This window comes from Alkalihalobacillus sp. BA299, from assembly GCF_017745675.1.
Lineage (GTDB): Bacteria > Bacillota > Bacilli > Bacillales > Bacillaceae_F > Alkalihalobacterium.
The window spans coordinates 123,904-149,202 of sequence record NZ_JAFLJM010000002.1 but is presented as its reverse complement, the minus strand read 5'-3'; the positions used below and the strand labels follow the sequence as shown (position 1 = coordinate 149,202).

The following is a 25,299-nucleotide window of genomic DNA, read 5'->3' as shown; positions in this document are numbered from 1 at the left end:
AACATAATAAACACAGCGATACTATCCCTTAACGTCGCTTGAATAATAAGGTAATTGCTTGAATGAGGATCATCACTAGTAAGAAAAGACCATAAATGCTTCCTCCAATTATTACGACAGCAGAAAGCAGATCCTCTTTTATTATTTCTTGAATAGGCGGCATAGTGATTCTCCTTTATGAAGATTTTTGTCTTTTTTTGATAAGAATGATCAATAACAATAAAATTGGCATAATGCTAAATATTGGGATATCATAAGTTGTCACCCCGATTCCTAACCACTTTTTAACATCTAACCCCGGAAACCGATAAAGATTATATAATGGAAAAAATAGTCCAGATATGATTAAGATCCATTTCATTTCTTTTACGTTAAATAGCCAAGTCATAGCTAAAGTATATGCATAAAAATGTATGGCTGTTTTATAAAAACCTCCAATAAACATAATGAATACAGCAATACTATCTAAGTTTGTAATAATTTCTGCGATATTAATAGCTAAGATCACTTCTAATAAAGGAATTTCAGATTGTGCGGCGAGTTCTGGTCCCAATATAGCTATCATTTCAATCAAAGAGATAATGAGTAATAAAGCAGATAGACAAACTGCAAGGAAAGCTGTTTTGCGTAATGTTTGTTGATTTTTAACATAATGCCAAAACATCATAAAAACAACCATTTCACCAAAAGGAAAAGAAAGGACTCTGACTTTAAGTAATTCTTGAATAACTGGTTTTATCCCATTTCCTAACACAGGGCGAAGCGCATCGAAATCAAATTGCCCCGAAAACAATGCCAAGATAAAGATGGATATTAGAAATAACAACATGTATGGTAAAAGAAGTTCAGCAGTTCGCGCTAACACTTCAAATCCCATGTGCAAGAGATAAATCAGCACAATGATAAAAATATATAAAATCACAATTAATGGCGTTTGGGGTAGTGCTGTCATTTGGATTAGTGCCCCAAATTCAAAAAAGTTATGACTCGCTACATCAAAAAAATATATACCAAAAAGAAAAAGCAAAAGCTTTGCTGCTTTTTTCCCTACTACATCATTTAATATCTCAGAAAAATCCTGATTCGGATAATACTTCGGGATTTCGGTATAAACCCATAATAGGCCGAGGCCAACAAGTGCGGCGATTAAAATAACGATCCAAGCATCTTGTTTGGCTCCGATCCCTAAGGCAAACAGTGTGGTACTTCCTACTTCAAAAATAAAAATAAGTACAAATAACTGAATGTTTGAAATCCGGATCATTCCTACAGAACTCCTTGGTTATTTTATCGAAAAAAATGAGTTGTAAAACGGTAAGAAGCAAACGCCTGATCGTTTTAACGCTTAAATAATAAAGTAAACGTATGATAGAGTATAAGCAGTATTAGAATTAGAATGTAAATCGTTCCCCCGATGTACAGCACGCCTAAAAGCGGATCAACCTTTAATATCGTCAGAATTGATGGCATTATCATTGTCCTTTCTAGAGGTAGAAATTTTCTTCTTTTTTATAAAAATGATTAATAAAAGTAGCACTGGAATGAATCCGTATAATAGTAAAGAATAAATCCCTAGTTCTAATCCTTTCCACCTTTGGTAATCTAAACCTGGAAAACGATGAAGGACAAATAGTGGAAAAAGGAGCCCAACAATCGTCATAATCCATTTCGGTTTCTTTCCGTTAAACATCCAAGTTACCGCTAAAGAAAAGCCCCAAAAATGCAAAGCGGTTTTATAAAATCCACCGATAAACATAATAAATACTGCAATACTATCTAAGTTTGTAATAATTTCTCCTATATTAATGGATAAAATTGCCTCCAATAAAGGGATTTCAGAGTTTGCGGCAAGCTCAGGACCCAATACAGAAATCATAACAATTAAAGATATCGTCAGTAATACTGCCCCTAATCCAACAGCAAAGAAAGCTGTTTTACGTAAGAGTTGTGGCTTGTTAACATAGTGCCAAAACATGAGGAACACAACCATTTCACCAAATGGAAATGCTATGACCGTATGTAATTCACTTAAAATAGGTTGTATGCCGTTTCCTAAAACGGGTCGAAGCGCACTAAAATCAAATTGCCCTGAAAATAAGGTTAATATATAAATGGTAACAAGAAAAATTAGGAAGTACGGTAATAATAATTCCACCGTTCGTGCTAGAACCTCGAAACCTAAGTTCAGAATGTAGATCAATACAGCCATAAATAAATACAAAATTACAATAATTGGAGTTTGATTTAATGCCGTCATTTTAATAAGTACACCAAATTCATAAAAATTGTGACTTGCTATATTAATAAATTCTAACCCAAACAGAAAAAGCAAAGGTGCAGCTAGCTTTTTTCCTAATGTATCATCTAATATCTCTGCAAAGTTTTGGTTTGGGTAATATTTTGGGATTTCCGTATAAATCCATAACAGCCCTAAACCAACAAGTGCTGCTGCTAATATAACAATCCATGCATCCTGCTTTGCGCCAATCCCTAAGGCAAAAAGCGTTGTACTCCCTACTTCAAAAACGACAATTAGTGTAAATAACTGTATGCTTGAAATCCGGCTCATCTATAAAAACTCCTTACGTGAGGTAGGAGAAGAAGAAAATACATTCAATCCTTTTTTTCAATTTAAAAAATAGACGTGGTTACTCTAACTAACAGTGTAGGCATCTATTATTATTTTTATAACCTGCCACCAATTAATTGAACATATATCGTTAAACTGAGATAATATTGATATATAAATGGAGGTGTTTTTATGCCATATGCCTCTTATAAATGCCTTAGTGAATGACCATCGCCTAGCTCAAATGGGGATTAGAAGTATATATGTTGATAATTACATTGTGTTTTATATCGTTGTCAAAGAAACCAAAACTGTTACTATTATCAGGGTGCTATATGGTAGAAGGAATTGGCAAAATGTATTGTGAATACTAAAGGGTTTTTGAATTGCTAAAAGAAAGTAGTTTACATGTTTAATAGAATTAGCGCATTTTGCTTCATTTTTTTCAAGGCATGAAGCCGCCACATTTTGACGGTATTAATAGAAACGTTTTGTTCTTGGGCAATTTCCTTTCGCTTTTTTCCATGAAGAATAGCTTCATTTACCCATAGCTTTTCGCGGTCAGAAAGTCCATTTAAATAAGGAGCAATCGTCTCTAGCTCGAATGGGAGAAGGTCAGTATTGCCAGCAACAACTTCTAATAATTCATCGGACTGGTTCACATGGAATTTTTGGAATCGTGATTCTTTACTTAAATGAGACAACATTCTTCCACGTACGCTTGAAAACGCAAATGTACTGAATTCACCTTTCGTAGGGTCGAATTTCGTGTAAGCTTCCCATAAGCCAATTAACCCGACTTGAATGAATTCGTCATGATTTTGGTAGATTTTTAAGCGAGTAAGCTGTTTTTTTACCATCGGCGTGTACATCTCAACAATTTGTTCAAAGGGCATTTCAAAATGATTCAACGCTTTATCCTTTACGAAAGCGCGCTTTCTATGTATTCCGCGGTATCTTTAAAATAATGAATTTCTGCCGACCCGTCATATGCGCATTATAGAAAATCGGTACAGTTTATCCTTGCTGATTTTAAATAACGGTAGGGCTATTGGTGAAAAAACGACTAGGTATCGGGCTGTGATTTTGAAAAAAACAATAAAAACTGCGGAATGTACGTTAAAGGTGAATTTGTGTTGCTCAACAGTTCATGCTTGAACGTTGCTTACGTCTTATTTTTTCGTGTGGTTAAAGTATTTGTTAAATTCATCTTTTCCGAGTTGTTTTAGCGCTTCGATGTCTTCGGCAGGAAGGCGCTCCTTCAAAGTGGCCTTCATTTCTGCAATATCCTCATCGGTTAACCCGTCCTTTACTTTTTCAAGCATTGTGAGTAATTCGGTCATTGAGAAAGCAGTGAGTATTTTTGTTACTGCTTCATCTTGTGATAAGGTCGGCTCGTTCGTGTCATGTACTTCTTGCATCTCCTGTTTTGTCGCTTCGTTGCCAATTAATTTTTCCGTAACACTTTTAATGCCACTACCTTCCTCAAAGAAGTTATGTTCTTCCATTAAACTTTTCCCAAAGTTAGTTCCTGTTAAAATATAAAAGCCGATAAAGGCGAAGAGAATCAATCTAAGCATTTCTTTGCACCTCAATTATGTAGGTTTGTTTGACTAGCTGTTCGAAAAGATCTTTGCACTTTAATATCCATCATTTTCATATGGAGTGTTATTTTGAACATGTGTACAATGAGATAGTAAAAAATGAAGACAAAAGCTTCCACTTGAGAGATATATGATGGTAAACTTTCGTCTTTTGATTCGTAGTGTCGACATGGTTTGGGTGATACATACATTTCATAGGAGGAAAGTATGTATATTAAAGACAAATTACCTGAATTTTTGATAAAAAGTCCCAAATATATATACGAATGGTAAGAAAATCGTTATAATAAGATTTGGATTATTTGTATTAAGGAGTTTTTTATGAAAAATTTGATATTTACATTGACGATCCTTCTTTGTGTTGGTTTGTTAGTGTACGGAAAAATACAATATGACCAAAAGTTGAGTGGGATTGCAAAAGAGGCAAATGCGGTAAGTGTAGCATCGAGTTCGCAGTTGAGCCATCAGTCGAAGAATGGACAGGATGAACGGTTGAGTATAGATTTTTTGGGAGAACTCAACGTTGATTTAAAGGAAAAGCTAGTTACAGCAATAGAAAATAATGAAAGTTTACGTGTGGCTTTATTTGGTTCGGCTGCAATGACAGCTGGGGAAAGTGCTACACCTTCGTGGGTTGACTTGGTCGTTGAGGAATTGAACCATACATATGGAGAAGAGTTGGTAGATATCCAGATTTTTGAAGTAGGCGACCTTACCACGCATCAAGTCATTAAAGCGAGATTACATGATGAAGTCGCTAGCTTTCAGCCTGATATTCTTGTGTTTGAACCGTTGATCTTAAATGATAATGGCAACTTGGTGAGGATGAATGAGACGTTACCAAATATTACGACGATACTGAATGATATTGAAGCTGCATCTCCAGAGGTACTCGTCGTTTTACAGCCGCCGAATCCGATTTACCAACCGAGGTATTATTTACAACAGGTGATGGAATTAAAAGACTATGCTGAGGAAAATGATTACATGTACGTCGATCATTGGAAAGCGTGGCCGGATATTATGGATGAGGAAATCCAGAATTATATTGATAGCTTAAGTCCAAATCAACAGGGCCATGAACTTTGGGCTAGTGTATGGATTGAATTTTTTACAGGAAAAAAATAGACTAGGAGATTTGAACATGTCACAACCAAATCCGTTACTTGATATTTTATTAGATGCATATCAAAAAGGTGAAAAAGATGGCATTGAATTAAAAGACTTGGTGAAAGATATTGAACAACATTTACGTATTCTGATTGAAAGCCCAGGAAAATAATGATAAGGAAGCTACCAGCTCGAGTAAGATGACTGGTAGTTTTTTGCTGTTAACGTACAAGGCGAAGAAATATAAAAAGTGGTCATTGTAGCTTTGTTCACTGAATATCATGTAGTGAAAGGAGTTGATGTAAAATGACGGATGAGAGCTACAATTATTACAACGACTCACGTTCAATGCATGATGATTGTCATAAGTACAAATATTATCATGTTACATTGACCACGACTGACGGTAACTATTTTGACGGCATCATTGAAGATGTAGGGACGGATAATGTGACGGTGTTAGTTGGTGAGGATGTGATGGAAGGCGAAGGTGACATTGGAGGGTATGATCGGCAGTATGACTATGGGGGGTATGGTTTTCCAAGGAGAAGGTTCAGGCGCTTTAGACGTCGTCGGTTTCCGCTTGCGAGCTTAGTGGCATTGGCGTTATTACCGTACATTGTTCCGCAACCGTATCCTTATCCTTATCCATATCCATACTACTATCCATACTATTGAGAAGAATGATCCGGGTGCCCGTGAAGAAGTATGTTAGTGAGCGGCCCCGGTATACATACAAATTTTTATCAGCGATGGTACATATGACTTGTTAGACCTTTACCGATATAAAGCTAATAATCCGTTCAAAAAGGATAGTGCTAGTAGAATTAAGAATTGTAGGTTTGCTATAATGGGTATGTATTAACGACATATTAACCGTTTTAGTGGTAACTAGATTGATTGTTATTATCGTTGAAAAATTTAACTTCATAGGATTTAATGCAAAGTTGGAGGTTTATGTGAAACGAAATGTTCCTTTTTTTATAAGTTATTGGCTGCCTATTGTTATAACAGCAGGCATTATTTTTATTGCTTCATCGCAACCATATCATGAGCAAGATTTACGACCAAGCTTATCGGAGCGGTTTGATTTAGAATTTATTGAGGTTGCTTTTCAGGATGTTGAGTTTACTTATTCCGACTCTGTCGTAAGTATTTCTACACGAGGTGTTGACGGATTTGTAGAATTTTTCATTCGTAAAGGTGCTCATTTTGGAGTCTTTTTTATTTTAGGTTTTTTCTGTTATCGGTTATTCCGGGCGTATTCTACTCCGCAGTGGAAGTCCATCTTTTATTCGCTCGTATTCGTTATTGTGTATGCTTCTCTCGACGAATTTCATCAATCTCTCACTCCTAACCGTACCCCTTTAGTAGCGGATGTAATTCTTGATACGATTGGCGGGATAGTAGGCATTACGATTGCTTATTTGATCTATCGCAGGCGTACATTGGTTAAAACGTAGAGTAATGCTTTCTATTTTTGAAAAGAAGTTAGTTTTCTACTAAGGACGACAGTTTTTCTTGTCTAGCTACAGGTGTCATCGGCTCGAGGTCGCTTCGGTCCATCAAACGTGTCCAAAAGTCAGGACACTAATTGCTGGCCCTCCAGCGCTTGTCGCCGATAAGCAGACACCTTCCGCTTTTCTTGTCTAACTACAGCGCCCAGCGTCTAGTGGACTTCGCTCTCCTCCTTACGATAAGTTAACATCAGATCGCTTACGCTTTTCTTAGTATAAATTCACATAATTTTAGTGTAAAAAGATATAATTAATGGTATCTATAGGTAAAAAAATAAGCAGTAATTACTATATTAAATGCGACAAAATTTGACTAAAGTAGTAATAGATACTAAAAAAATCGTACGAAAAGGCAAAATCACTGAAAAGTGGTGACGCAAAACTATAGGGGCTACAGTTAACGAACTATGCTCGCCAGTTGCCGAATATGGGCCTCCGTGCGGTTAGGAGATTAGTAAGAGGAGGATTCGTTTTGTTTGTTCGGATAAATATAGAAGATTTTAGTGAGCTGAACAAAGTATTGAATTTTGTCAGTTACACGGAGGATTTAGTTTGTCTATATTTACACTTTATCGAATGCAAAATGACGATTAAACCGGGACGCGATAAACGTTTAGTCGTTGTAATTGAATGTAAAAAAGCTATTTCTAAATATCAGTTAAATCAACTTGTCGTTGTGCTAGAAAAGATTGCTCATCAAAAAGGTTTTCTAGGAATTGAGTTAACCGAGTTATCTAAAGAAATCTCACCTACGTCCTTACAATGGCGTGGATATAAGTATAAGTTTGGTGGGCATATTAATCCGTACCTCAATGGACGCGATGGCACCTATGTTCGTGATTTTTTATAGGTGCCAGGCACCAACCGGAATTAAGTCTGTTGGAACAGGCTGTTAATAAATTGTTGCATGATTGGGGTAATCGGTCGGTCTTTACGGTAGACGAGTGATATATTTCGGTTATTTTCCATGTTAGGCACAGGTTGTGCTAGGAGATCTCCTCGTTCAATAAAAAATTCTGCCGCACGTTTTGAAATAATTGATATTCCTGTGTTCATTCTTACCATCGTACAAATCGCTTCAATTGAACTTAACTCCATTTTTAATGGAAGTTTTATATTCTCCTGTTTTGCCCATCCGTTAATCATTTCCCTTGTAGACCCTTGTTTATGTAAAATAAAGGCTTGATCCTTAAAATCGTCGATTGTTAGATCAGGCTTTTGAGCAAGTTCATGCTGCTTTGAAAAAATCACAGTAAGTTCATCTCCTACAATACGATGTATGGCGATCGCTTCATCGTAAAGATTTTGCTCCGAAACCACACCGAAATCAATTTCTTTTTCCTTGATGAGCTCAATAATTGACGGTGTCGATTGCACCGTTAACGATAAATGAATATTTGGATTCGCTTCTGTAAAGGTGCTAAGCACTGGTGGAAGTATGTAGTTGGCAGGGATATGACTAGCACCAATGAGCAACTCACCGCGTTTAAATGATTGATAATCTTTCATAACTCGATCAACTTCTGATACGAGTGAAAGAATTTCTGATGCGTAATTGTATAACGTTTTTCCGGCAGGTGTTAGCGAAAAGTCATCGGCACGCTTACTGTATAACGATAACCCTAATTCTTCCTCTAGTTTTTTTAAGTGAAAAGAGACAGTCGGCTGCTTAAGGCCAAGTTGATTTGCAACCTTTGTAATGCTTTTCACCTGGACGAGCTTCTGAAAGATTTGAAGCTGATGTATGTTCATTAAATAACACTCCTATATAGAAAAAATCTATAACAATATAGATATTACATACAAAACTTTGATGGAATGTTAACTTAATATTAAAGTTTCCTTAATAATTGGCCTGTATAGTAAACGGTGAAAGAAGTTAATGAAGGAGGAAAACCGTGGAAATTACGATTTTAGGAATTGAGAAACGGTTTGGTTCATTACAAGCACTTCACCCGATAGAACTCTCAATTGGAAAAGGTGAATTTATTAGTTTACTAGGCCCTTCAGGATGTGGAAAAACGACACTATTACGAATGATTGCAGGCTTAGAAACACCAGACGGCGGAGAGATCAAATTTGGTGAGAAGGTGATTTTTTCTTATACAAATAAAATCGAAGTATCGCCACAGAAAAGAAAAATAGGAATGGTTTTTCAAGACTTTGCTCTGTGGCCACATATGACCGTATATGAGAATGTCGCTTATAGCTTGAAGGCAACGGGTCAAAAGAAAGGTTTGAAAGAAAAAGTTATTGATGCTTTAGAGAACGTACAGCTAAAGGAATATGCCGATCGCTATCCGCATCAACTTTCGGGTGGACAACAGCAGCGTGTTGCATTTGCAAGAGCGATCGCAAGTATGCCGTCGATTATATTACTGGACGAGCCATTAAGTGCACTCGATGCCACGCTTCGAGATGATATGCGGCTTCTATTACAAACACTCGTTAGTAAATTAGGCGTAACAGCAGTTTATGTTACACATGATCAACATGAAGCGATGGCGATGTCAGACCGAATTGTGGTAATGAAAAAAGGAAAAGTGATACAAGTAGACACTCCAGAGAAGGTTTACCATCAGCCACTAAATGAAACGGTCGCTTCCTTCGTTGGACGAGGAGTTATTCTCAATGGTCAACCTGTAATAGTACAAGGAAAAAATCTTCTCGCATTGAACGAACATGTATCGATCCCTTTTGTTCATAAAGAGCTTGAAGCTTTTGCTTCAAAAGAGGATGTGAAGATGATCATTCGCCCGGAGCAAGTGAAATTGACGGATGTTGCTCAGCAAGATAGTATTTCTGCGGTAGTAGAAAGCTCAAGCTTTTTTGGAGAAAGATACGAAGTTTTACTAAGGATTAAGAAAAGCAAGCAAACGTTATTAGCGTATGTATCTAAGCGTTACAGCGTTGGTGAAGAAGTGTATTGTCATCTGGACACAGATCGAATCCATTTAATCGAAAAATCGGGAGGAAAGAATATTTATGAAACGGCTTAGTGTACTTTTATTAATGATTGTTATGATGTTACTTACGGCATGTGGTCAAAATAATGAAGCTGCCAATGAAACTTCCAATGAACAAGTCGGAGGCCAAGACTCTAGCAACGATGAAACAGGAAAACTTGTTTTATATACGTCTGGTCCAGGTGGATTAGCTGAAAAGTTAGCTGCGGCATTTGAAGAGGAAACAGGTATTGAGGTTGATATGTTTCAATCGACGACGGGTCAAGTATTAGGAAGATTAGAAGCTGAACAGAATAACCCAATGGCTGATGTCGTTATACTGGCTTCGCTTCCTCCAGCGATTGATTATATGGAGCGTGGACTAATTTTACCATACGAATCTCCATATGCAGCGCAAATGCGTAACGGGTGGTATGATGAAGACTTTCATTTCTATGGTTTTGCTGCATCTGCATTAGGTTTAAGCTATAATACGAATTTAGTAGAAACCCCACCAACGGATTGGTCGGATTTATTAGACGAATCGTATAAAAGTCAAATTGCCATTCCAGACCCTTCTCAATCGGGGACAGCTCGCGATTTTCTTGCTGCTTATGTTGATCAAGAAGGTGACGCTGCCTGGGAAATGTTTACGCAGCTTAAAGATAACGGAATACGACTTGGAGGAGCGAATAATCCAGCATTAACAACTGTTATTAATGGAGCCAATCAAGTGGTTATGGCTGGTGTCGATTATATGGTATATAACAACAAAGCAAAGGGAGAACCGGTTGATATTGTTTATCCAACGAGCGGAACGATGATAACACCGCGCCCAGCATTTATTTTAAAATCAGCTCAAAATGTTTCTTCAGCACAGAAGTATATTGATTTCATTCTATCAGATAAAGGACAAGCGCTTGTCGCTAATGCATATTTACTTCCGGGACGTAAAAATGTTGCACCTCATCCGGACCGAGCAACTGTTGAAGAGATTGCTTTACTGGATTTCGATTGGAGTTTCTTAGAAGAGAATGGGCAGACTATTTTAGAAGAATTTACTGAATTAGTACGTTAATCATTAATACATCATGAAAAATATTACGAACAAAATCAATAAATATTTAGCTTTTATTTCTTTAGCCATATTAGTCCTTATTCCTTTAGTTCTGTTATTAATTAAAAGTGTGTTACCAGAGGGAAGTTTTACAGGGATTGATTCATTTTTAATTTTATTAGACTCAAAGCACCAGAAAATCTTGTGGAATTCATTATTGCTAGGATTTGGTGTTATTGTAGGCTCGACCTTAATTGCAGCACCTCTTGCTTATACCATGGCTAGAACCGATATACAGAGGCACAGATGGATTGATGTCGTTTTAATTATTCCATTTATGACGCCGCCGTATATTGGGGCGATGGGCTGGATTTTGTCGATGCAGCCGAATGGTTATGTGGAGCAAATGTTTCCGTTTTTAAGTAGTATTACACCTTTGTTTTTCTCTTATTTTGGAATGGTACTTGTCATGAGCTTGCACCTCTTTCCGTTTGTTTATTTGATTATGAGAAATACGTTAGCAAACATTGGTGGACGCGTAGAAGAAGCAGCGATCGTTCATGGTGGTTCCTTTAGCTATCGATTAAGAAAAGTAATCATTCCTCTGTTTTTATCAGGGTATAGCATGGGAGCATTACTTGTATTTGTTAAAACGATTGGTGAATTTGGAACACCGGTGACACTAGGAAATCAAATCGGCTTTTATGTGTTAACGTCTGAAATTCATCGGTATTCGTCTACTTGGCCGATAGATTATGGTACAGCGGCGATCCTTTCCACGATGCTGCTAGGTATAAGTATGACCGTTTGGTATATCCAACAGTGGATGGTTCAAAGACGTCATGATCGAGTGGTTTCTGGAAAAGGGCAAACGGTCGTGCGATTGAAGCTTGGCAAATATCGAGTGCTTGCCTGGGGTTATTTAATGATGGTCCTTATCCTGTCAATTGGTGTTCCGTATTTTTCAGTCGTATCCACTGCCTTTTTGAAGGTTCAAGGAGACGGACTATCATTTTCCAATTTAACGCTTAGCCATATTGAAACGTTATTTAAGGATAGTGATGGCTTATCTGCCTTAACCAATAGTATTTGGCTTGCTGCACTTGCCGCAACGATTAGTGTTACGATTGGAATTTGGATTGCGATTACGGTAACAAAAAGGCGTGGAAAAGTTGTAAATGCTGTCGATTTCCTTAGTCTGGCACCAAACACGGTTCCGGGTATTGTGATTGTGGTTGGTTTAATCCTGTTCTGGAATGCCGTTTGGATGCCTTTATCCGTTTACAATACATGGATGATGCTCGTTCTGACGTATGTTGTTCTGTATTTGCCTTTTACAGTGCAAAATATCAAAGCAATTTATGGTCAATTAGGTGATTCGTTGTTCCAGGCTGCGATGGTCAGTGGAGCGAACAAGTTCTATCAGCTGAGGACGATTTTATTACCGTTGCTTATCCCTGGGATATTAGCGGGTTGGATGATGACTTTTACAATCTCAATGCGGGAGTTAGTGGGCTCTTTAATCCTCCGTCCACCGAATATGCATACGACCGCTACATTTATTTACTCACAATTCGAGCAAGGTTCATCGGCTCTTGGAATGGCAATGGCATTAATTTCAGTTGGAATTACGACGACTTTTCTTGTCGTGCTCGAACAAATCAAATATAAATCTCAAATGTATCGATATTAATTACTTGAGCCTGAAGGTTTACCCTAGCTACGTTGTAAAGGATGAAGCACAGCATGAAACTTACGTTTTTAGGAGGAGCGGGGGAATATGGCCGCTCCTGTTTTTTATTAGAATTGGAAAATAAGAAAATCTTAATTGATTGTGGTGTCATGAAGAATGGAGCGACTAGAGCGGAGCAATATCCATTATTGACGAGTGATTTGGCTAGTGACATTTCTGCAGTTTTTCTCACTCATGCTCATAAGGACCATTCAGCCGCATTACCGTATTTATCACATCTCGGGTTTAAAGGAAACGTATATGCTACTCCGTCAACAATTACTCAGACGAAATACTATTTAGGTGTATGGAGAAAGACACAATTAAAGCACAACGGGACTTGTCCGTATACAATAGAAGATGAACGGAATTTAGCTTTTAAGGTGATTGATGAGAGGTTGGCACTTCGTTGGATCGAAACCGAAATTCCCGGGCTGACATATCAGTTTGGAAAAAGCGGGCATGTTGTTGGTGCAATCTGGTACTTCTTTCAATTCAAGGGAGAAAAGATTTTCTTTTCAGGTGATTTTTCATTAGAGTCGTATTTACTTGAGTACGATCAACCGAAAGTCGTTGGTGGAGTTGATGTTGCAGTGATGGATGGGGCGTATGGTGTTGAGAACGTTCACCAAAATGAATATAGTCAGAAGCTAATTCATGCCGTCAATCAATCCATAGACCAAGACACTTCTGTCATACTTCCATTACCGCCCTTTGGTCGTGCACAAGATATGTTTCTCATTTTAGAAAAGGTGATGAAGCGGGATCAGATTTCGGTTATAGTCGATCAACCGATCCTCCATGCAGCGAAAGAGTATCTCCTGGCCAAGAGTTGGCTAAAAAAAGAAATTTATTTGCGATATAAACAGGTAATTGAATGGTTAGAGGGGAGAGCGTTAGCGCAAGATAAATGCAGGCTATTCATAGCGTTCTTTAGTGAAAGTAAATTATTAGCGGATGACTGGTGGCTTGAGAGGGAGGAGCCAATACAAATCATTTATACCGGTCCGAAAAACATTAAGCTCGTTGACAAAGTAAACGAGAGTCGGAAACCATCTATCATGATCAGTACTACTCGCTATAAAGTTCACCCCGCTGTTTACGAAATTGAGCATGTGATCGAAGCAATACGGCCTAATAAAATTTGGCTAACACATAGTAATCTAGCGTCAAGCCAGCCACTTGCCGATTTACTTCATAAAAGCACCGGAAGAAATGTATCAGTGCCTAAGCTTACAACATCCCTAAAAGTATAAATGGCGAGTCAGAGTCTGTTATAGAAACTTAACGGATAGTTTCAGATAATTTATATAAATACGAGTGTAAAAGCAACTGATAGGTATTTCCTTCAGTTGCTTTTCGTTGTACGCCCAGCATGGGTGCATTCTATAGGGCAATAGGTAATTCTTGTAAAACATATGGTTATTCTATGAAATATGTCTAGTGAAACTAGTAAGCTTGTGACTTTTCTCCGGTTCTATTTATCTATATTATACAGGAAGATATTCTTAAAAAAGAAAATATTGTTTTGATTTGGCTTTATTCGTGTTTTAATGTAAAAAAAGGAGGTTTTAACATGTCGAAAAAAGTAATACTTTTTATCTCTGTTTGTGTGTGTTCATTGGTAATGTGGATGTTCCCTAAAGAATTACATGCAAATGAGTATACGCTCCAAAATGGAGATCGGGGACAACAAGTCGTTGCATTACAAAAAAAGCTGGTCGAATTAGATTATCTAGAAGTTGCTCCAACAGGATACTATGGAACGTTAACAGAAGATGCCGTTCGACGACTTCAACAAGATTTTCGTCTTTCAGTTGATGGTGTTGCAGGTCCCAAAACGTTGCATCGACTGATTGAAATCGAGAAAATGGCAAAGGTCGTACACGGAGAAGCACGTGGAGAATCTTATGAAGGCCAAGTAGCAGTTGCTGCTGTTATCAAAAATCGCTTATATTCTTCAGAATTTCCTTCAACAGTTGAAGGCGTTATTAATCAGAGAAATGCATTTACGGCTGTACAGGATGGTCAATACAATTTAACTCCAACGTATATAGCGTATCGCGCTGTCAAGGATGCTTGGAAAGGTTGGGATCCTAGCCATGGAGCTACTTATTATTACAACCCTCAAATTGCTACGTCTGAGTGGATCTTTACGTACACGACACCGAAGTTTAGCATTGGGAGGCATCTTTTTGCTGATTGATTTCATGTCATTAGATAGTTCTTCAGCAATTAGTCGCTTGTGGAAAATTAAGTTGTCATCAGGATTTTCTCACTATTTTGTCGGAGAACTTTACCATCGTTAATATTCTGAATATACCGAATTTTAACGATGGTAGCAAATTATTTGCTTACTAAATTCAAGCATTGTACACCGTTCAAAAGTAAGACTTACATACTTAATCCGGTTTAGGGATGAATGGTTGTACCGTTAATGCTTTTTAATCATGCTTGTTCGATTTTTTCATTTTCTTTTTCTTAGAAGTGCTTGGTTTGCCTCCAGAGCGTGAAGAAGGATTGGTTTCGTTTGCGTGTTCGACCGCTTGTTCAAGTTCTTTTTTCATGTTGTGACCTCCAGAATAAATTAATTAACTCTGATGGTTAGCGTATCCAGAAAAGGTGTATTTTACTCGGATTTTATTATTTTATTCAGACATTATCCGAATAAGATCATATTGATAATAGCGGCGATTTCTTTTTCTATCGTCTCCAAAGATCATATTTAGTTCAACTAGTTGAACTAAGCTTTTTCGAATGGTTGGAGGAGCTAAATCGGTCGCTTCCTGGATTTGTTTTACTGTAGCTATCGGGCTAGAAAACAGAGCTCCCCAAACTTTCTTTGTGGCGGGCTGTTGAAGTTTTGAGAGTCCTTCATGATATAACTTTTCAGCACGGTCTAATTTTTCGTACTGATGTGTAGCCATACGGATAGTAGCGTTAAGAAAAAATAAAATCCAACTTTTCCAATCTGGCTCTTTCCGTCCAATTGCTTGAACGCCATTTAACATAGCATAATATCTAAACTTCTCCCTTTCCAATTCCTCACTTAAGAAAAAGAATGGTGAATTAATCAAATTGGACTGAAGTAAGTATAAGACAATTAATATTCTGCCTAAACGTCCATTTCCATCTAAGAATGGGTGGATTGATTCAAACTGCCATGAATGATAGCTGCTTTGATTAGAGGGTGTAACGGTTCTTCTTCTATAGTTTGATAAGGGTGACCATTCATATAACGTTCAAGGTTTTTCATATATTCTCCTATAAGCTGAGGCTCGGGCGGAATATAGGAAGCATCCTTAATATGCTTTGTTGGTCCAATGAAATTTTGAATTTTCCTGTATTCACCAGAAGAACTAGTAGAACCGCGTGCATCCTGCATTAATACTTTATGCATTTCTCGAATTAAATGCTCTGTTAAAGGATAGCCAGTTTGAATGGCCTCAACACCTAATTTTAGGGCACTTTGATAATTTCGAACCTCAACTTTCTCCCAATCTTGCTGCTGGTCAATCTTATCTTCAAGCATTTCACTAACGTTCATTGTGTTTCCTTTATCTCCTGCGGCCGAGGCTAGTCCATACGTCGCTAAACGGGTGCTTACGCTTTTCTTATAAATAGGGTGCCTTTCTAACGAACATACAAAAAGCACAAGGCATTAAGACACCCTGTGCTTTTTGTAACATACTTATGATTTTTCTTTCGAGTTTACTTATGAAATTCCACTAAAGCTTGTAACAAGGCTTCGGCTGCGTCTTCATAGAATTTGTCTTGCTTCATCATGTTTGCATCGTTCGGGTTGGTGATGAAGCCGAGTTCTACGAGAATACTAGGTAGCTTTGTGTAGCGTACGACACCGAAATTACCTTCTTTTACGCCGCGGTCACGGGTACTTAGCTGTTGGATCAAATGCTTTTGTGCAATCTGGGCAAGCTTTTGGCTTTCCACGTGTTGATTCATTCGGTTCCAAAACGTCTCGGTGCCATGGGCGGAGGAATTGGATAATGAATTCGTATGGATACTTACAAACGAGTGTCCAGTCGTTGCATTGGCGATTTCAAAACGTTTGTTAACCGGAACAAATACATCTTCATCGCGGATCATTACGACGTTCGCGCCCGATGCCTTTAATTTATTGCGAAGAGCGAGTGACACTCGCAGAACGACATCTTTTTCTTGAAGACCATTTCCAACCGCACCAGGGTCACTTCCGCCGTGACCTGGATCGATGACAATCGTCTTGTTAGCTAGAGCGTTTGGTGGAACAGTGTTGTTTGCCGAACCACTGCTGTTTTGATTGTTATTTTTCACAGTTACCGTCACATAGTCACCGTGAATGTAAGCCCACTCGTTATTGAGTTTAATCTTTAGCCAATTCCCATTTATATTTATCTCGTATATTGACACTGTAGCCCCACGAGCGAGTGTTCCGATTCGATTTCCTGACGTGGAAGCCGTTTCCCTGACGTTAAGCTTGGTGACATCCACTGAACCGGTTGCAACGATGCTATCTGAGTTACTGTTATTGTTACTATTGGACGAGCCGTCGCTACTTTGATTGTTATTACTTGCGGTAACGGTCACATAATCACCGTGGATGTAGGCCCACTCGTTGTTCAGTTTAATTTTAAGCCAACTACCGTTCACTTTTTGTTCGTAAATGGAAACGGTAGCCCCTCGCGAAAGACTGCCAACACGAGTCCCTGAAGTTGAAGCTATTTTTCTGACATTCAGTAAATTGACATCAATGGTACCAGTTGCGATGACGGTATCCGAATTACCGCTGTTATTATTATTACTACTGTTATTATTATTACTACTGTTATTATTATTACTACTGTTATTATTTGAACCACTATTGTTTTGATTGCTGTTCGTAACGGTGACATAATCTCCGTGCACATATGCCCATTGATTATTGAGCTTAATTTTGAGCCAGCTTTCATTGATGTTTTGCTCATAAATGGAAACCTTAGCGCCACGAGCGAGGCTACCAACCCGAGTGCTTGATGTGGAAGCGGATTGCCGAACGTTCAATGAATTCACATTGACGGTTCCTGTTGTGATAATCGGATTGCTACTATTGCTATTATTAGTTTGACTACTATTGTTATTATTATTGCTGTTATTTGAGTCATTACTGTTGCCTTTGTTGTTATTTTTTGTCACTGTTATGTAATCGCCATGTACATAGGCCCACTGGTTATTGAGCTTAATTTTAAGCCATTTGCCATTAATACCAGTTTCATAGATTGAGAAACTTGCATCACGAGAGAGACTTCCAACTCGTGTAGCTGATAAGGACGGTGCTTGGCGGACATTCAGGGAGTTGACGTTCACTGTGCCAGTCGCAATGATGGAGCTGGAAGTATTATTGCTGTTCTGGTTACTAGACGAGTTTTTAGACGAAGTACTCACGGGAGTGACTTTGACGTAATCGCCATGAACATAAGCCCATTGGCTATTCAGTTTAATTTTTAACCAGCTGTCGTTGACGCTAGTTTCATAGATGGAAATTGTTGCACCACGCGCGAGACTACCAATACGAGCCCCAGACGTAGAAGGGGTTTGTCTTACATTCAGCGAATTGACCGTCACCGTGCCGGTGGCCACGATTTGACTTTGATTTGCATTCGTATGTTTTTCGTAACCGATGTAAAAACTAGAAAGAAGAATAACACATAAACACACGACCGCCCATTTACTTCTTACCATAGATTATTCCTCGTTCCTTTAAGATTTATTTTATAAAGGTTAAAAGTCCGGGAAAGGGCTGATGAATTTCTTCGTTGTGTAAAGTTCAATATATTGAACTTCTCGGTACTTTTGTCCTCTTTTAGCTAATGATTCATATCATCCGAAACTTAAAAAATACTTCCAAATCGTATCTAATAAAATACCTAACCCGCCGAAAAAGATTCCGATGCAGGCAAGACTAATAGGTGAACTCCACTTTACGTCTTTCACGCCCAAGACCTCCTTTCGTTTGTTAAAATAGGATGAATTTACAGGTAGTTGGCTTCCTCTAGGAATAAAAGGAAACCTACACTATAAATGGAGTTGTGTACTCATCATCACTAGAAAATAAATAAACCAAATGACTGATGGAAGGTGTGGTCTTTATTGGTTAATAGTAGTTACATAGGAATAAATAGGTATCAAAATAATATTATCGTATGAGACAAATTCCGTAAAGTTATTGTCGAACGATAACGACTTTAGTCATAGTCTTGCTCTAAATACTCGATTTCTCCTATTGTTATGGACGCTTGTCCACTCGTTAGGTTTGTCATCCAGTCTATGAAAAGGTCGGTTTGCTCTTTTCCGACATACGCCTGAAGTTTGACCTGGTCTAAATAGTTGATTTCTTTTAATAGATAAGATGATTGACGTAGTTCATTTTCTACTTTACCGAGCCAATGGTAGTCAATCGTTGTGTGAACGATTTGCATCAGTTTGCGTTCGACGATCCCGACAGCGTTTAAGCCTTCACTCGTAGCGCTTCCATATGCACGAATTAAGCCACCTGCCCCGAGTTTAATACCGCCAAAGTAACGAGTGACAACTACGACGACATCTTTCAAGCCGCGCTTTTTTAACACTTCTAGCATCGGAACCCCTGCGGTTCCGCTCGGTTCGCCGTCATCGTTTGCTTTTTGAATTTCGTCATTTTCACCAATGAGATAAGCGGAGCAGTTGTGCGTGGCATCCCAGTGCTTTTTCTTAATCGTTTCGATAAATTGTTGGGCCTCATCTTCTGTCGTTGCCCGGTTGACATATGTAATAAATCGTGACCTTTGTATACTTATTTCGTGTTCGCCGTAGCCTTTTACAGTTAAATAAGAGAGTAACAATAGAACCCCGCCTTTAAAAAAGTATAAATTTCAATGGTGTCTAGCTGCAGCGCCCAGCGTCTAGTGGACTTCGCTCTCCTCCTTACGATAAGTTAACATCAGATCGCTTACGCTCTCTGTGTTGCCTTTATCTCATACGGAGGGCTCCAGTCCATACGCCGCTAAACGGGCGCTTGCGCTTTTCTTGTCTAGCTGCAGCGCCCAGCGTCTAGTGGACTTCGCTCTCCTCCTTACGATAAGTTAACATCAGATCGCTTACGCTCTCTGTGTTGCCTTTATCTCATACGGAGGGCTCTAGTCCATACGCCGCTAAACGGGCGCTTGCGCTTTTCTTGTCTAGCTACAGGTGTCATCGGCTCGAGGTCGCTTCGGTCCATCAAACGTGTCCAAAAGTCAGGACACTAATTGCTGGTCCTCCAGCGCTTGTTGCCGATAAGCAGACACCTTTCGCTTTTCTAAATTGGACAAATAATGGTATATTCTGTATAAAAATCATACCACAGTTTTACATATAATCGAAACAGTACTGTAATAAAAGAATGTTAAGCTAAATGTGTCCTTGTCCCCTTAGGAGTATGGTAAAATGATCATATATAGTAGAAAGCAATTCCGTGTCATAATAGAAGATACATTATATCTACTCCCAAAATCACGATCGTAGGGAAATGTAAGGTTGGTGGGCACAATGGCACAATCACAAGAATTAGAGGTCATCATCAAGAAAACAATAGAGACTGTTAATGAAAGTCGGGAGCAAGTCTTCCGAATTGGGGAGCAATCGCGAAAAGAATTTTCCATTTTAAATGAAGAACTTAGAGAAGTACGTTTGAAGGTTGCTGAAGTGATCGAAAAAAATGATCGAACGCAATTACATGCCCGTTTTTCTAGAAATCGTCTTGCTGAAGTTAGTAAAAATTTCAATAAATATAGTAAAGATGAAGTAAAAGCTGCCTATGAAACAGCAAATGAATTTCAAGTTCAGCTAGCCGTTTTACAACAAGAGGAAATGCGTTTGCGAGAAAGACGAGATTCGATCGAACGGCGATTAGTTCAACTGAAAGAAACGGTAGATCGTGCCGAGCGATTAGTTGGACAAATGTCAGTCGTCTATAACTTCCTATCTAGCGACATCCAGCAATTAGGGGAACAATTAGAAGAAGCAAAAGAAAAACAAGAGTTTGGCTTGAAAATCATCGAGGCTCAAGAAGATGAGAGAAGAAGGCTTTCACGCGAAATTCATGATGGACCAGCCCAAATGTTAGCCAATGTTTTGCTCCGTTCTGAATTAATTGAACGAACGTACCAAGATAAAGGGATTGAAGCTGCGTTAAAAGAAATTAAAGATTTACGACAAATGGTAAAGTCATCCCTTTCTGAAGTGAGACGAATCATTTACGATTTAAGACCAATGGCACTTGATGATTTGGGGTTAATTCCAACCCTTGCCAAATACCTAAATACGTTTGAAGAGCATTCAGGTATCGCAATAAGGTTCAAAAGTCTAGGGAAAGAAAGACGCTTACAACCGAGACTAGAAGTTGCTTTGTTTCGACTTGTGCAGGAAGCAGTACAAAATGCCTATAAGCATGCAGATCCAAAAGAGGTCCAAGTTAAAATTGAAATAAAGCTGAACAGAGTTATAATTATAATTAAGGACGATGGGAAAGGCTTTGATCAATCTGTAAAAAAAGAAGGGTCCTTTGGATTACTCGGAATGAAAGAGCGGGTCAATATGCTAAAAGGCGCAATGACGATCCAGTCAAAGCTGAATATAGGTACAGCGATTTTGATCGAATTACCTATTTAATGGCTTGAAAATTTTACCGATAATGCAAGTAAAGAGGTCGAAATAGAAGCAGTTAACGTTAATGAGAGGTGAAACCATGAAGATTAATAAAGAAAAACTCATTCGAATTGTCATCATCGATGATCATCAACTTTTCCGTGAAGGAGTAAAGCGCATTTTAGCGATGGAAGACCATTTTGATGTGGTTGCTGAAGGCGACGACGGGGAACAAGCTTTAGCCCTTGTTGAAGAACATCAGCCGGATGTTATTTTAATGGATATTAACATGCCAAAAGTCAATGGAATGGAAGCGACACGTGAACTTATTCAAAAATACCCAGATGTAAAAGTGTTGATCTTGTCGATTCACGATGACGAGTCGTATGTGACGCACGTCTTAAAAACGGGTGCTGCTGGTTATTTATTGAAAGAGATGGATGCAAACGCCCTAATTCAAGCGGTGAAAGTCGTTGGTGAAGGTGGAGCCTACATTCATCCGAAAGTAACACATAACCTCATTAAGGACTATCGCCGTTTGGCCAACGAAGATGAAACCGACTCTTCTGAAATCGGTTACCGCGAAGTTGAATATCGCAAGCCGCTTCATATTTTAACGCGTCGTGAATGCGAAGTGCTTCAGCTGATGACCGACGGCTACAGCAACCGAATGATCGGTGAGGCACTGTTCATCAGTGAAAAAACAGTAAAAAATCACGTAAGTAACATTTTACAAAAAATGAGTGTAAACGACCGAACACAAGCCGTTGTAGAATCCATTAAAAACGGATGGGTTATGGTGCGATAGTTTTATAGGCAAGCTATTTATTAGAAGACAGCTTCTTGGTATAAGATAGTTATATTAAGAAACGGGCATCTTTGCATTGTGCAGGGGTGCTCGTTTTTGTTTGTATTCTTAAAACACATTATTGAAACAGCATTGAATAAGACGAAAAAGGACAAAAGTGTTCCCTAAGCAACTGGCGTTTATACCAAGCGTTTGAGTGAGCAGCCGAAATCCGATCGCTCTCTAATAAGTAAGTCACTTTATTAAATGAAAGTAAGCTAGTTTTCCTATAAAATCTGACAAATTACTCGTTTTTTCATAATTGGAAATAATATAATAATGACGAAATTTGTAAAAAACATAGACATTTTTACTAAATATAGTATAATTATGTTAGTAATTTAATACTATGAAGATAGTGGCAAACTTATCGAAAGGTAAGGACGCAAAGCTACGGGCCTAAAGCATTTTTTAATGTCATGGTCGCCGAGTTGCCGGAAATAGGTCGATAGATACCCTTTTGCGGTATCTATTTTTTTTGCCCTTACGTATTCGAGTTTATCAAGAATAGGTAATTGGGTTATAAGAATACGAACAGTCAATTGAATTTTTATGCAAATCATCGTTTGAATGTTTTCGGAAATAGATCATTGAATTTTTTTCTTGTCATGAAGCATTTTACTTTTTAACTCCAATTAGGTAAATGAGGTGATATTAATGCGAGAGTTACCCTTTCTTCAAAGCGAAATAGGCTTTGAAGCGATTATTCAACATTTTTCTGATGTGATCGTTGTTTTAAACGAGAATGGCATCGTTCAATATGAAAGTCCTTCGATAGAAAGAGTGTTAGGATACTCCTCTAAAGACTTAGTAGGTTCTAATTGTTTTGATATTGTACACTATGACGATTTACATAACGCTCTTCACCTCTATCAAACGATTATGGATCATCCCGAAATTAACAAAAATACTGAAATTAGAATTAGAAGAAAAGATGGAATTTGGTTGCACTGTGAAGTTAGGGCTACTAACCTTCTTAATGATCATCATGTTAGAGGAATTATTGTTAGTTTTCGAGATATTTCCGAACGGAAAAAATTTGAACGGGAAATCCAATATATGGCCAATCACGATTTTTTAACTGGGCTACCTAATCGAACGCAGTATGAACATCAGCTTTTTAAACAATTGAAAAAATATAATAGGATCGCTGTATTATTTATTGATCTTGATCGCTTCAAAGTGATTAATGAAAGTATGGGGCATCATGTAGGGGATCTATTACTAATAGAGGTTACGAACCGTTTAAAGTCTTGTCTCACTAAAAAAGACCGTTTGTTTCGGCAAGGTGGCGATGAATTTATTATTATCCTATCGGATGTCGAGCGGGACGATGTAAACAATGTAACGCAAATGATTTTGGAGGTATTATCTAAAGCAATCACGATTAACCAGCTGCAAATTTTCACGTCTCCAAGTATTGGTGTTAGCTTTTTTCCAGACGATGGCGAAACCGTTGAAGAAATTACGAAGCATGCAGATTTTGCGATGTATCAAGCAAAGGCAAAAGGTAGAAACACCTTTCATTTTTATTCACCAGGAGATGCTAGAAATATCCTTCCATCGAAAATGGAGATGGAGCTTCATCATGCCATTGCTCGTGAGGAATTACATTTGCATTATCAGCCGAAAGTGAATTTAAAAACAGGGGAGTTACTAGGTGTAGAAGCTTTAATTCGTTGGAACCACCCTGAGTGGGGGTTGATTTCACCAGGTGAATTTATCCCTATTGCTGAGGCTTCAGGTTTAATCTTTTCGATCGGCGAGTGGGCTTTAAAAACGGCGTGTAAACAAAATAAAGTTTGGTATGAAAAGGGGTTATCTACTGTCGTAGCTGTTAATTTGTCAGCGAGACAATTCCATCAATCGAATTTGGTTCAAGTCGTTGAAAAAGTACTTGAAGAAACAGAACTTCCTCCTCAGTTGTTAGAGTTAGAAATTACCGAAAGTATGACAGCTAATATGGAACAGACGATTGTGACATTAAATAAACTAAAAAAACTTGGCGTATTAATTAGTATCGATGATTTCGGGACAGGATTTAGTTCCTTAAATTATTTAAAAGATTTCCCGATAGATACGCTGAAAATCGATCAATCTTTTGTACGAGACATTTCTACGAATAGTAATGGGGAAACGATCGTAAAAACAATTATTGCCATGGCGCATAATTTAAACTTGAACGTTGTTGCCGAAGGAATTGAAACGACCGAGCAATTACTATTTTTACAGGACCATCATTGTGACGAGGGACAAGGATATTTCATTTGTAAACCAGTACAAGCTAGTAAATTAGAAGCTAAAGTGCAAGAGTGTAAACAAAAAGTGCAAAGCGTGTGGGTTCACTAATAATAACTAATAACTATGACCCTGGATTTACACTTTTCGGACGAAAAGGGGGTTCCTTGCTAAGAAAATGAGTACGTGTCTCGGCATAAGTGATGAAGAAGATTTTTTGTATTATTTTTCATTAGCGAAACCTTCCCTTGTCGATCAAAAAGTAAGTAATAGTCATGAATTACTTATATCAAAATCTGAGATAATTCAATATAAATTAGGAAACATACTAAGTGAAGAGATGATAAAGACTCGTTCCGATATACCAACAAGCCGGAACAAAGCAAAAGAGCTCCTTGAAAAGAAAATATTTAATCCAACAATGGTCATGAGTTGTTTATTGAAGACAAGGATCAGGTTTTCGGTTAGAGAAATTACCTAAAGCTATCCCTTATAAGGTGTAAAAAGATAAATTGCTTTTTTATGTTTTTTTTTGACCTATTTTCATTTAATGTGAATTTCCACATAATACTTTTAGCGTATATCTATAGTCATCTTATGAAACTAATCTAAGTATTTACGAGGTGTACAATTCTAATGAGGAATAAAGAAAAACTAGAGACGGCTATAGAAATGAAAAGAATAGAAATGATTAGGGTAGGGATGACAAAGGGACTTAGTAATCGTGCTACAGTTAAATGCAGTCAAGAACTCGATGAATTACTTAATATTAAAAGAAGGCTATATGCCAATGGGGATAATAAACATAAGATATCTATCAGGATATAGAGTTTAATATTTAACATTACCTTCAGCGAGGATTTATTTTTATAGCAAATTGCTATATAGGTATGAATTCCCACTAAAGAATTTGAGGAAAATATCGATATAAATTATATAAGAGAATATGCCTACGATAATGGCAAACTTATTGAAAAATAAGGACGCAAAGCTACGGGTCTAAGGCTGTAAAGCTATGATTGCCGAGTTACCGAAAAGGA

26 protein-coding genes, 1 pseudogene and 3 riboswitches are annotated in these 25,299 nt (G+C 37.9%); of the genes and pseudogenes, 16 read left to right on the top strand and 11 right to left on the bottom strand.

What is annotated here, in order from left to right; all coding sequences use genetic code 11:
* Positions 1-28: 28 nt before the first annotated feature.
* From J0N78_RS26085 to J0N78_RS03265, 3 genes are all read right to left on the bottom strand, one after another.
* Entirely contained in the window at positions 29-163 is a 135-nt protein-coding gene (locus J0N78_RS26085) for a hypothetical protein (RefSeq protein ID WP_280637168.1), read from the bottom strand.
* 12 nt (positions 164-175) lie between these two features.
* Positions 176-1,264, bottom strand: coding sequence for a GerAB/ArcD/ProY family transporter (locus J0N78_RS03270; protein ID WP_209121596.1), 1,089 nt, complete (start codon positions 1,262-1,264; stop codon positions 176-178).
* Positions 1,265-1,438: 174 nt separating this feature from the next.
* Positions 1,439-2,569 (bottom strand): GerAB/ArcD/ProY family transporter, encoded by a 1,131-nt coding sequence (locus tag J0N78_RS03265; RefSeq protein WP_209121595.1) that lies wholly within the window; start codon positions 2,567-2,569, stop codon positions 1,439-1,441.
* 178 nt (positions 2,570-2,747) lie between these two features.
* Here J0N78_RS03265 and J0N78_RS26475 point away from each other — a divergent pair, with 178 nt between their 5' ends.
* Entirely contained in the window at positions 2,748-2,936 is a 189-nt protein-coding gene (locus J0N78_RS26475) for a type II toxin-antitoxin system RelE/ParE family toxin (RefSeq protein ID WP_374193856.1), read from the top strand.
* A 37-nt stretch (positions 2,937-2,973) separates the two neighbouring features.
* Here the strand turns inward: J0N78_RS26475 and J0N78_RS03255 are convergent, their stop codons facing one another.
* Entirely contained in the window at positions 2,974-3,480 is a 507-nt protein-coding gene (locus J0N78_RS03255) for a sigma-70 family RNA polymerase sigma factor (RefSeq protein ID WP_209121593.1), read from the bottom strand.
* Positions 3,481-3,741: 261 nt separating this feature from the next.
* Complete coding sequence (locus tag J0N78_RS03250) at positions 3,742-4,149, bottom strand: hypothetical protein (protein ID WP_209121592.1); 408 nt, start codon at positions 4,147-4,149, stop codon at positions 3,742-3,744.
* 345 nt (positions 4,150-4,494) lie between these two features.
* Between J0N78_RS03250 and J0N78_RS03245 the strand changes: the two genes are divergently transcribed.
* From J0N78_RS03245 to J0N78_RS03225, 5 genes are all read left to right on the top strand, one after another.
* Positions 4,495-5,301, top strand: coding sequence for an SGNH/GDSL hydrolase family protein (locus J0N78_RS03245; RefSeq protein ID WP_209121591.1), 807 nt, complete (start codon positions 4,495-4,497; stop codon positions 5,299-5,301).
* Positions 5,302-5,317: 16 nt separating this feature from the next.
* On the top strand, positions 5,318-5,455 hold the full coding sequence (locus tag J0N78_RS03240; RefSeq protein ID WP_209121590.1) for a YwzD family small protein: 138 nt from the start codon (positions 5,318-5,320) through the stop codon (positions 5,453-5,455).
* Between the two features lie 134 nt (positions 5,456-5,589).
* Entirely contained in the window at positions 5,590-5,961 is a 372-nt protein-coding gene (locus J0N78_RS03235) for a hypothetical protein (RefSeq protein ID WP_247747093.1), read from the top strand.
* 281 nt (positions 5,962-6,242) lie between these two features.
* Positions 6,243-6,746, top strand: a complete 504-nt coding sequence (locus J0N78_RS03230) for a VanZ family protein (RefSeq protein WP_209121589.1) — start codon at positions 6,243-6,245, stop codon at positions 6,744-6,746.
* A 395-nt stretch (positions 6,747-7,141) separates the two neighbouring features.
* Positions 7,142-7,226: riboswitch (cyclic di-GMP riboswitch) on the top strand.
* A 46-nt stretch (positions 7,227-7,272) separates the two neighbouring features.
* Complete coding sequence (locus J0N78_RS03225) at positions 7,273-7,650, top strand: hypothetical protein (protein ID WP_209121588.1); 378 nt, start codon at positions 7,273-7,275, stop codon at positions 7,648-7,650.
* 20 nt (positions 7,651-7,670) lie between these two features.
* On the opposite strand, the gene J0N78_RS03220 is transcribed toward J0N78_RS03225, so the two are convergent.
* Positions 7,671-8,552 (bottom strand): LysR family transcriptional regulator, encoded by an 882-nt coding sequence (locus tag J0N78_RS03220; RefSeq protein ID WP_209121587.1) that lies wholly within the window; start codon positions 8,550-8,552, stop codon positions 7,671-7,673.
* Positions 8,553-8,698: 146 nt separating this feature from the next.
* Between J0N78_RS03220 and J0N78_RS03215 the strand changes: the two genes are divergently transcribed.
* From J0N78_RS03215 to J0N78_RS03195, 5 genes are all read left to right on the top strand, one after another.
* On the top strand, positions 8,699-9,799 hold the full coding sequence (locus J0N78_RS03215) for an ABC transporter ATP-binding protein (protein WP_209121586.1): 1,101 nt from the start codon (positions 8,699-8,701) through the stop codon (positions 9,797-9,799).
* Positions 9,786-10,823 (top strand): ABC transporter substrate-binding protein, encoded by a 1,038-nt coding sequence (locus tag J0N78_RS03210; protein ID WP_209121585.1) that lies wholly within the window; start codon positions 9,786-9,788, stop codon positions 10,821-10,823. Before J0N78_RS03215 ends, J0N78_RS03210 begins: the two co-directional genes overlap by 14 nt.
* Before the next feature lie 13 nt (positions 10,824-10,836).
* A complete protein-coding gene (locus J0N78_RS03205) occupies positions 10,837-12,495 on the top strand; it encodes an ABC transporter permease (RefSeq protein ID WP_209121584.1) in 1,659 nt (552 codons plus the stop codon).
* A 53-nt stretch (positions 12,496-12,548) separates the two neighbouring features.
* Positions 12,549-13,790 carry an MBL fold metallo-hydrolase gene (locus J0N78_RS03200; RefSeq protein WP_209121583.1) on the top strand — a complete coding sequence of 414 codons (1,242 nt, stop codon included), beginning with the start codon at positions 12,549-12,551 and terminating at the stop codon, positions 13,788-13,790.
* A 320-nt stretch (positions 13,791-14,110) separates the two neighbouring features.
* Positions 14,111-14,740: a cell wall hydrolase gene (locus J0N78_RS03195; protein WP_209121582.1), complete on the top strand. Its 630-nt coding sequence runs from the start codon at positions 14,111-14,113 to the stop codon at positions 14,738-14,740.
* A gap of 238 nt (positions 14,741-14,978) precedes the next feature.
* On the opposite strand, the gene J0N78_RS26080 is transcribed toward J0N78_RS03195, so the two are convergent.
* From J0N78_RS26080 to J0N78_RS03175, 5 genes and pseudogenes are all read right to left on the bottom strand, one after another.
* Positions 14,979-15,101, bottom strand: coding sequence for a hypothetical protein (locus J0N78_RS26080; RefSeq protein WP_280637167.1), 123 nt, complete (start codon positions 15,099-15,101; stop codon positions 14,979-14,981).
* Positions 15,102-15,182: 81 nt separating this feature from the next.
* Positions 15,183-15,545: a Fic family protein gene (locus J0N78_RS03190; RefSeq protein WP_247747133.1), complete on the bottom strand. Its 363-nt coding sequence runs from the start codon at positions 15,543-15,545 to the stop codon at positions 15,183-15,185.
* 138 nt (positions 15,546-15,683) lie between these two features.
* Positions 15,684-15,919 (bottom strand): annotated as a pseudogene (locus tag J0N78_RS25650) (hypothetical protein); the annotation flags it as partial.
* 326 nt (positions 15,920-16,245) lie between these two features.
* Positions 16,246-18,252, bottom strand: a complete 2,007-nt coding sequence (locus J0N78_RS03180; protein WP_209121580.1) for an N-acetylmuramoyl-L-alanine amidase family protein — start codon at positions 18,250-18,252, stop codon at positions 16,246-16,248.
* A gap of 503 nt (positions 18,253-18,755) precedes the next feature.
* Positions 18,756-19,391 (bottom strand): YigZ family protein, encoded by a 636-nt coding sequence (locus tag J0N78_RS03175; RefSeq protein ID WP_209121579.1) that lies wholly within the window; start codon positions 19,389-19,391, stop codon positions 18,756-18,758.
* A gap of 685 nt (positions 19,392-20,076) precedes the next feature.
* On the opposite strand from J0N78_RS03175, the gene J0N78_RS03170 reads away from it, so the two are divergent.
* From J0N78_RS03170 to J0N78_RS25645, 5 genes are all read left to right on the top strand, one after another.
* Positions 20,077-21,198, top strand: coding sequence for a sensor histidine kinase (locus J0N78_RS03170; protein WP_209121578.1), 1,122 nt, complete (start codon positions 20,077-20,079; stop codon positions 21,196-21,198).
* Between the two features lie 76 nt (positions 21,199-21,274).
* Positions 21,275-21,982, top strand: a complete 708-nt coding sequence (locus J0N78_RS03165; protein ID WP_209121577.1) for a response regulator — start codon at positions 21,275-21,277, stop codon at positions 21,980-21,982.
* Between the two features lie 389 nt (positions 21,983-22,371).
* Positions 22,372-22,460: riboswitch (cyclic di-GMP riboswitch) on the top strand.
* Positions 22,461-22,678: 218 nt separating this feature from the next.
* A complete protein-coding gene (locus J0N78_RS03160) occupies positions 22,679-24,370 on the top strand; it encodes a sensor domain-containing protein (protein ID WP_209121576.1) in 1,692 nt (563 codons plus the stop codon).
* A 67-nt stretch (positions 24,371-24,437) separates the two neighbouring features.
* The gene (locus tag J0N78_RS03155) at positions 24,438-24,740 is read left to right on the top strand and encodes a fascin domain-containing protein (RefSeq protein ID WP_209121575.1); all 303 of its coding nucleotides are present in this window, start codon (positions 24,438-24,440) and stop codon (positions 24,738-24,740) included.
* A gap of 155 nt (positions 24,741-24,895) precedes the next feature.
* Positions 24,896-25,087 carry an aspartyl-phosphate phosphatase Spo0E family protein gene (locus tag J0N78_RS25645; RefSeq protein WP_280637166.1) on the top strand — a complete coding sequence of 64 codons (192 nt, stop codon included), beginning with the start codon at positions 24,896-24,898 and terminating at the stop codon, positions 25,085-25,087.
* Positions 25,088-25,209: 122 nt separating this feature from the next.
* Positions 25,210-25,294, top strand: a riboswitch (cyclic di-GMP riboswitch).
* The last annotated feature ends 5 nt before the right edge of the window (positions 25,295-25,299 follow it).

Bases quoted from the DNA above. Each gene is read 5' to 3' on its own strand.
- J0N78_RS03205 (WP_209121584.1), top strand. From the start codon at position 10,837: ATGAAAAATATTACGAACAAAATCAATAAATATTTAGCTTTTATTTCT.
- J0N78_RS03195 (WP_209121582.1), top strand. From the start codon at position 14,111: ATGTCGAAAAAAGTAATACTTTTTATCTCTGTTTGTGTGTGTTCATTG.
- J0N78_RS03235 (WP_247747093.1), top strand. From the start codon at position 5,590: ATGACGGATGAGAGCTACAATTATTACAACGACTCACGTTCAATGCAT.
- J0N78_RS26085 (WP_280637168.1), bottom strand. From the start codon at position 163: ATGCCGCCTATTCAAGAAATAATAAAAGAGGATCTGCTTTCTGCTGTC.
- J0N78_RS03180 (WP_209121580.1), bottom strand. From the start codon at position 18,252: ATGGTAAGAAGTAAATGGGCGGTCGTGTGTTTATGTGTTATTCTTCTT.
- J0N78_RS26080 (WP_280637167.1), bottom strand. From the start codon at position 15,101: ATGAAAAAAGAACTTGAACAAGCGGTCGAACACGCAAACGAAACCAAT.
- J0N78_RS03210 (WP_209121585.1), top strand. From the start codon at position 9,786: ATGAAACGGCTTAGTGTACTTTTATTAATGATTGTTATGATGTTACTT.
- J0N78_RS03190 (WP_247747133.1), bottom strand. From the start codon at position 15,545: ATGTTAAATGGCGTTCAAGCAATTGGACGGAAAGAGCCAGATTGGAAA.
- J0N78_RS03200 (WP_209121583.1), top strand. From the start codon at position 12,549: ATGAAACTTACGTTTTTAGGAGGAGCGGGGGAATATGGCCGCTCCTGT.
- J0N78_RS03220 (WP_209121587.1), bottom strand. From the start codon at position 8,552: ATGAACATACATCAGCTTCAAATCTTTCAGAAGCTCGTCCAGGTGAAA.
- J0N78_RS03245 (WP_209121591.1), top strand. From the start codon at position 4,495: ATGAAAAATTTGATATTTACATTGACGATCCTTCTTTGTGTTGGTTTG.
- J0N78_RS25645 (WP_280637166.1), top strand. From the start codon at position 24,896: ATGAGGAATAAAGAAAAACTAGAGACGGCTATAGAAATGAAAAGAATA.
- J0N78_RS03265 (WP_209121595.1), bottom strand. From the start codon at position 2,569: ATGAGCCGGATTTCAAGCATACAGTTATTTACACTAATTGTCGTTTTT.
- J0N78_RS03165 (WP_209121577.1), top strand. From the start codon at position 21,275: ATGAAGATTAATAAAGAAAAACTCATTCGAATTGTCATCATCGATGAT.
- J0N78_RS03160 (WP_209121576.1), top strand. From the start codon at position 22,679: ATGCGAGAGTTACCCTTTCTTCAAAGCGAAATAGGCTTTGAAGCGATT.
- J0N78_RS03155 (WP_209121575.1), top strand. From the start codon at position 24,438: ATGAGTACGTGTCTCGGCATAAGTGATGAAGAAGATTTTTTGTATTAT.
- J0N78_RS26475 (WP_374193856.1), top strand. From the start codon at position 2,748: ATGGAGGTGTTTTTATGCCATATGCCTCTTATAAATGCCTTAGTGAAT.
- J0N78_RS03270 (WP_209121596.1), bottom strand. From the start codon at position 1,264: ATGATCCGGATTTCAAACATTCAGTTATTTGTACTTATTTTTATTTTT.
- J0N78_RS03170 (WP_209121578.1), top strand. From the start codon at position 20,077: ATGGCACAATCACAAGAATTAGAGGTCATCATCAAGAAAACAATAGAG.
- J0N78_RS03240 (WP_209121590.1), top strand. From the start codon at position 5,318: ATGTCACAACCAAATCCGTTACTTGATATTTTATTAGATGCATATCAA.
- J0N78_RS03250 (WP_209121592.1), bottom strand. From the start codon at position 4,149: ATGCTTAGATTGATTCTCTTCGCCTTTATCGGCTTTTATATTTTAACA.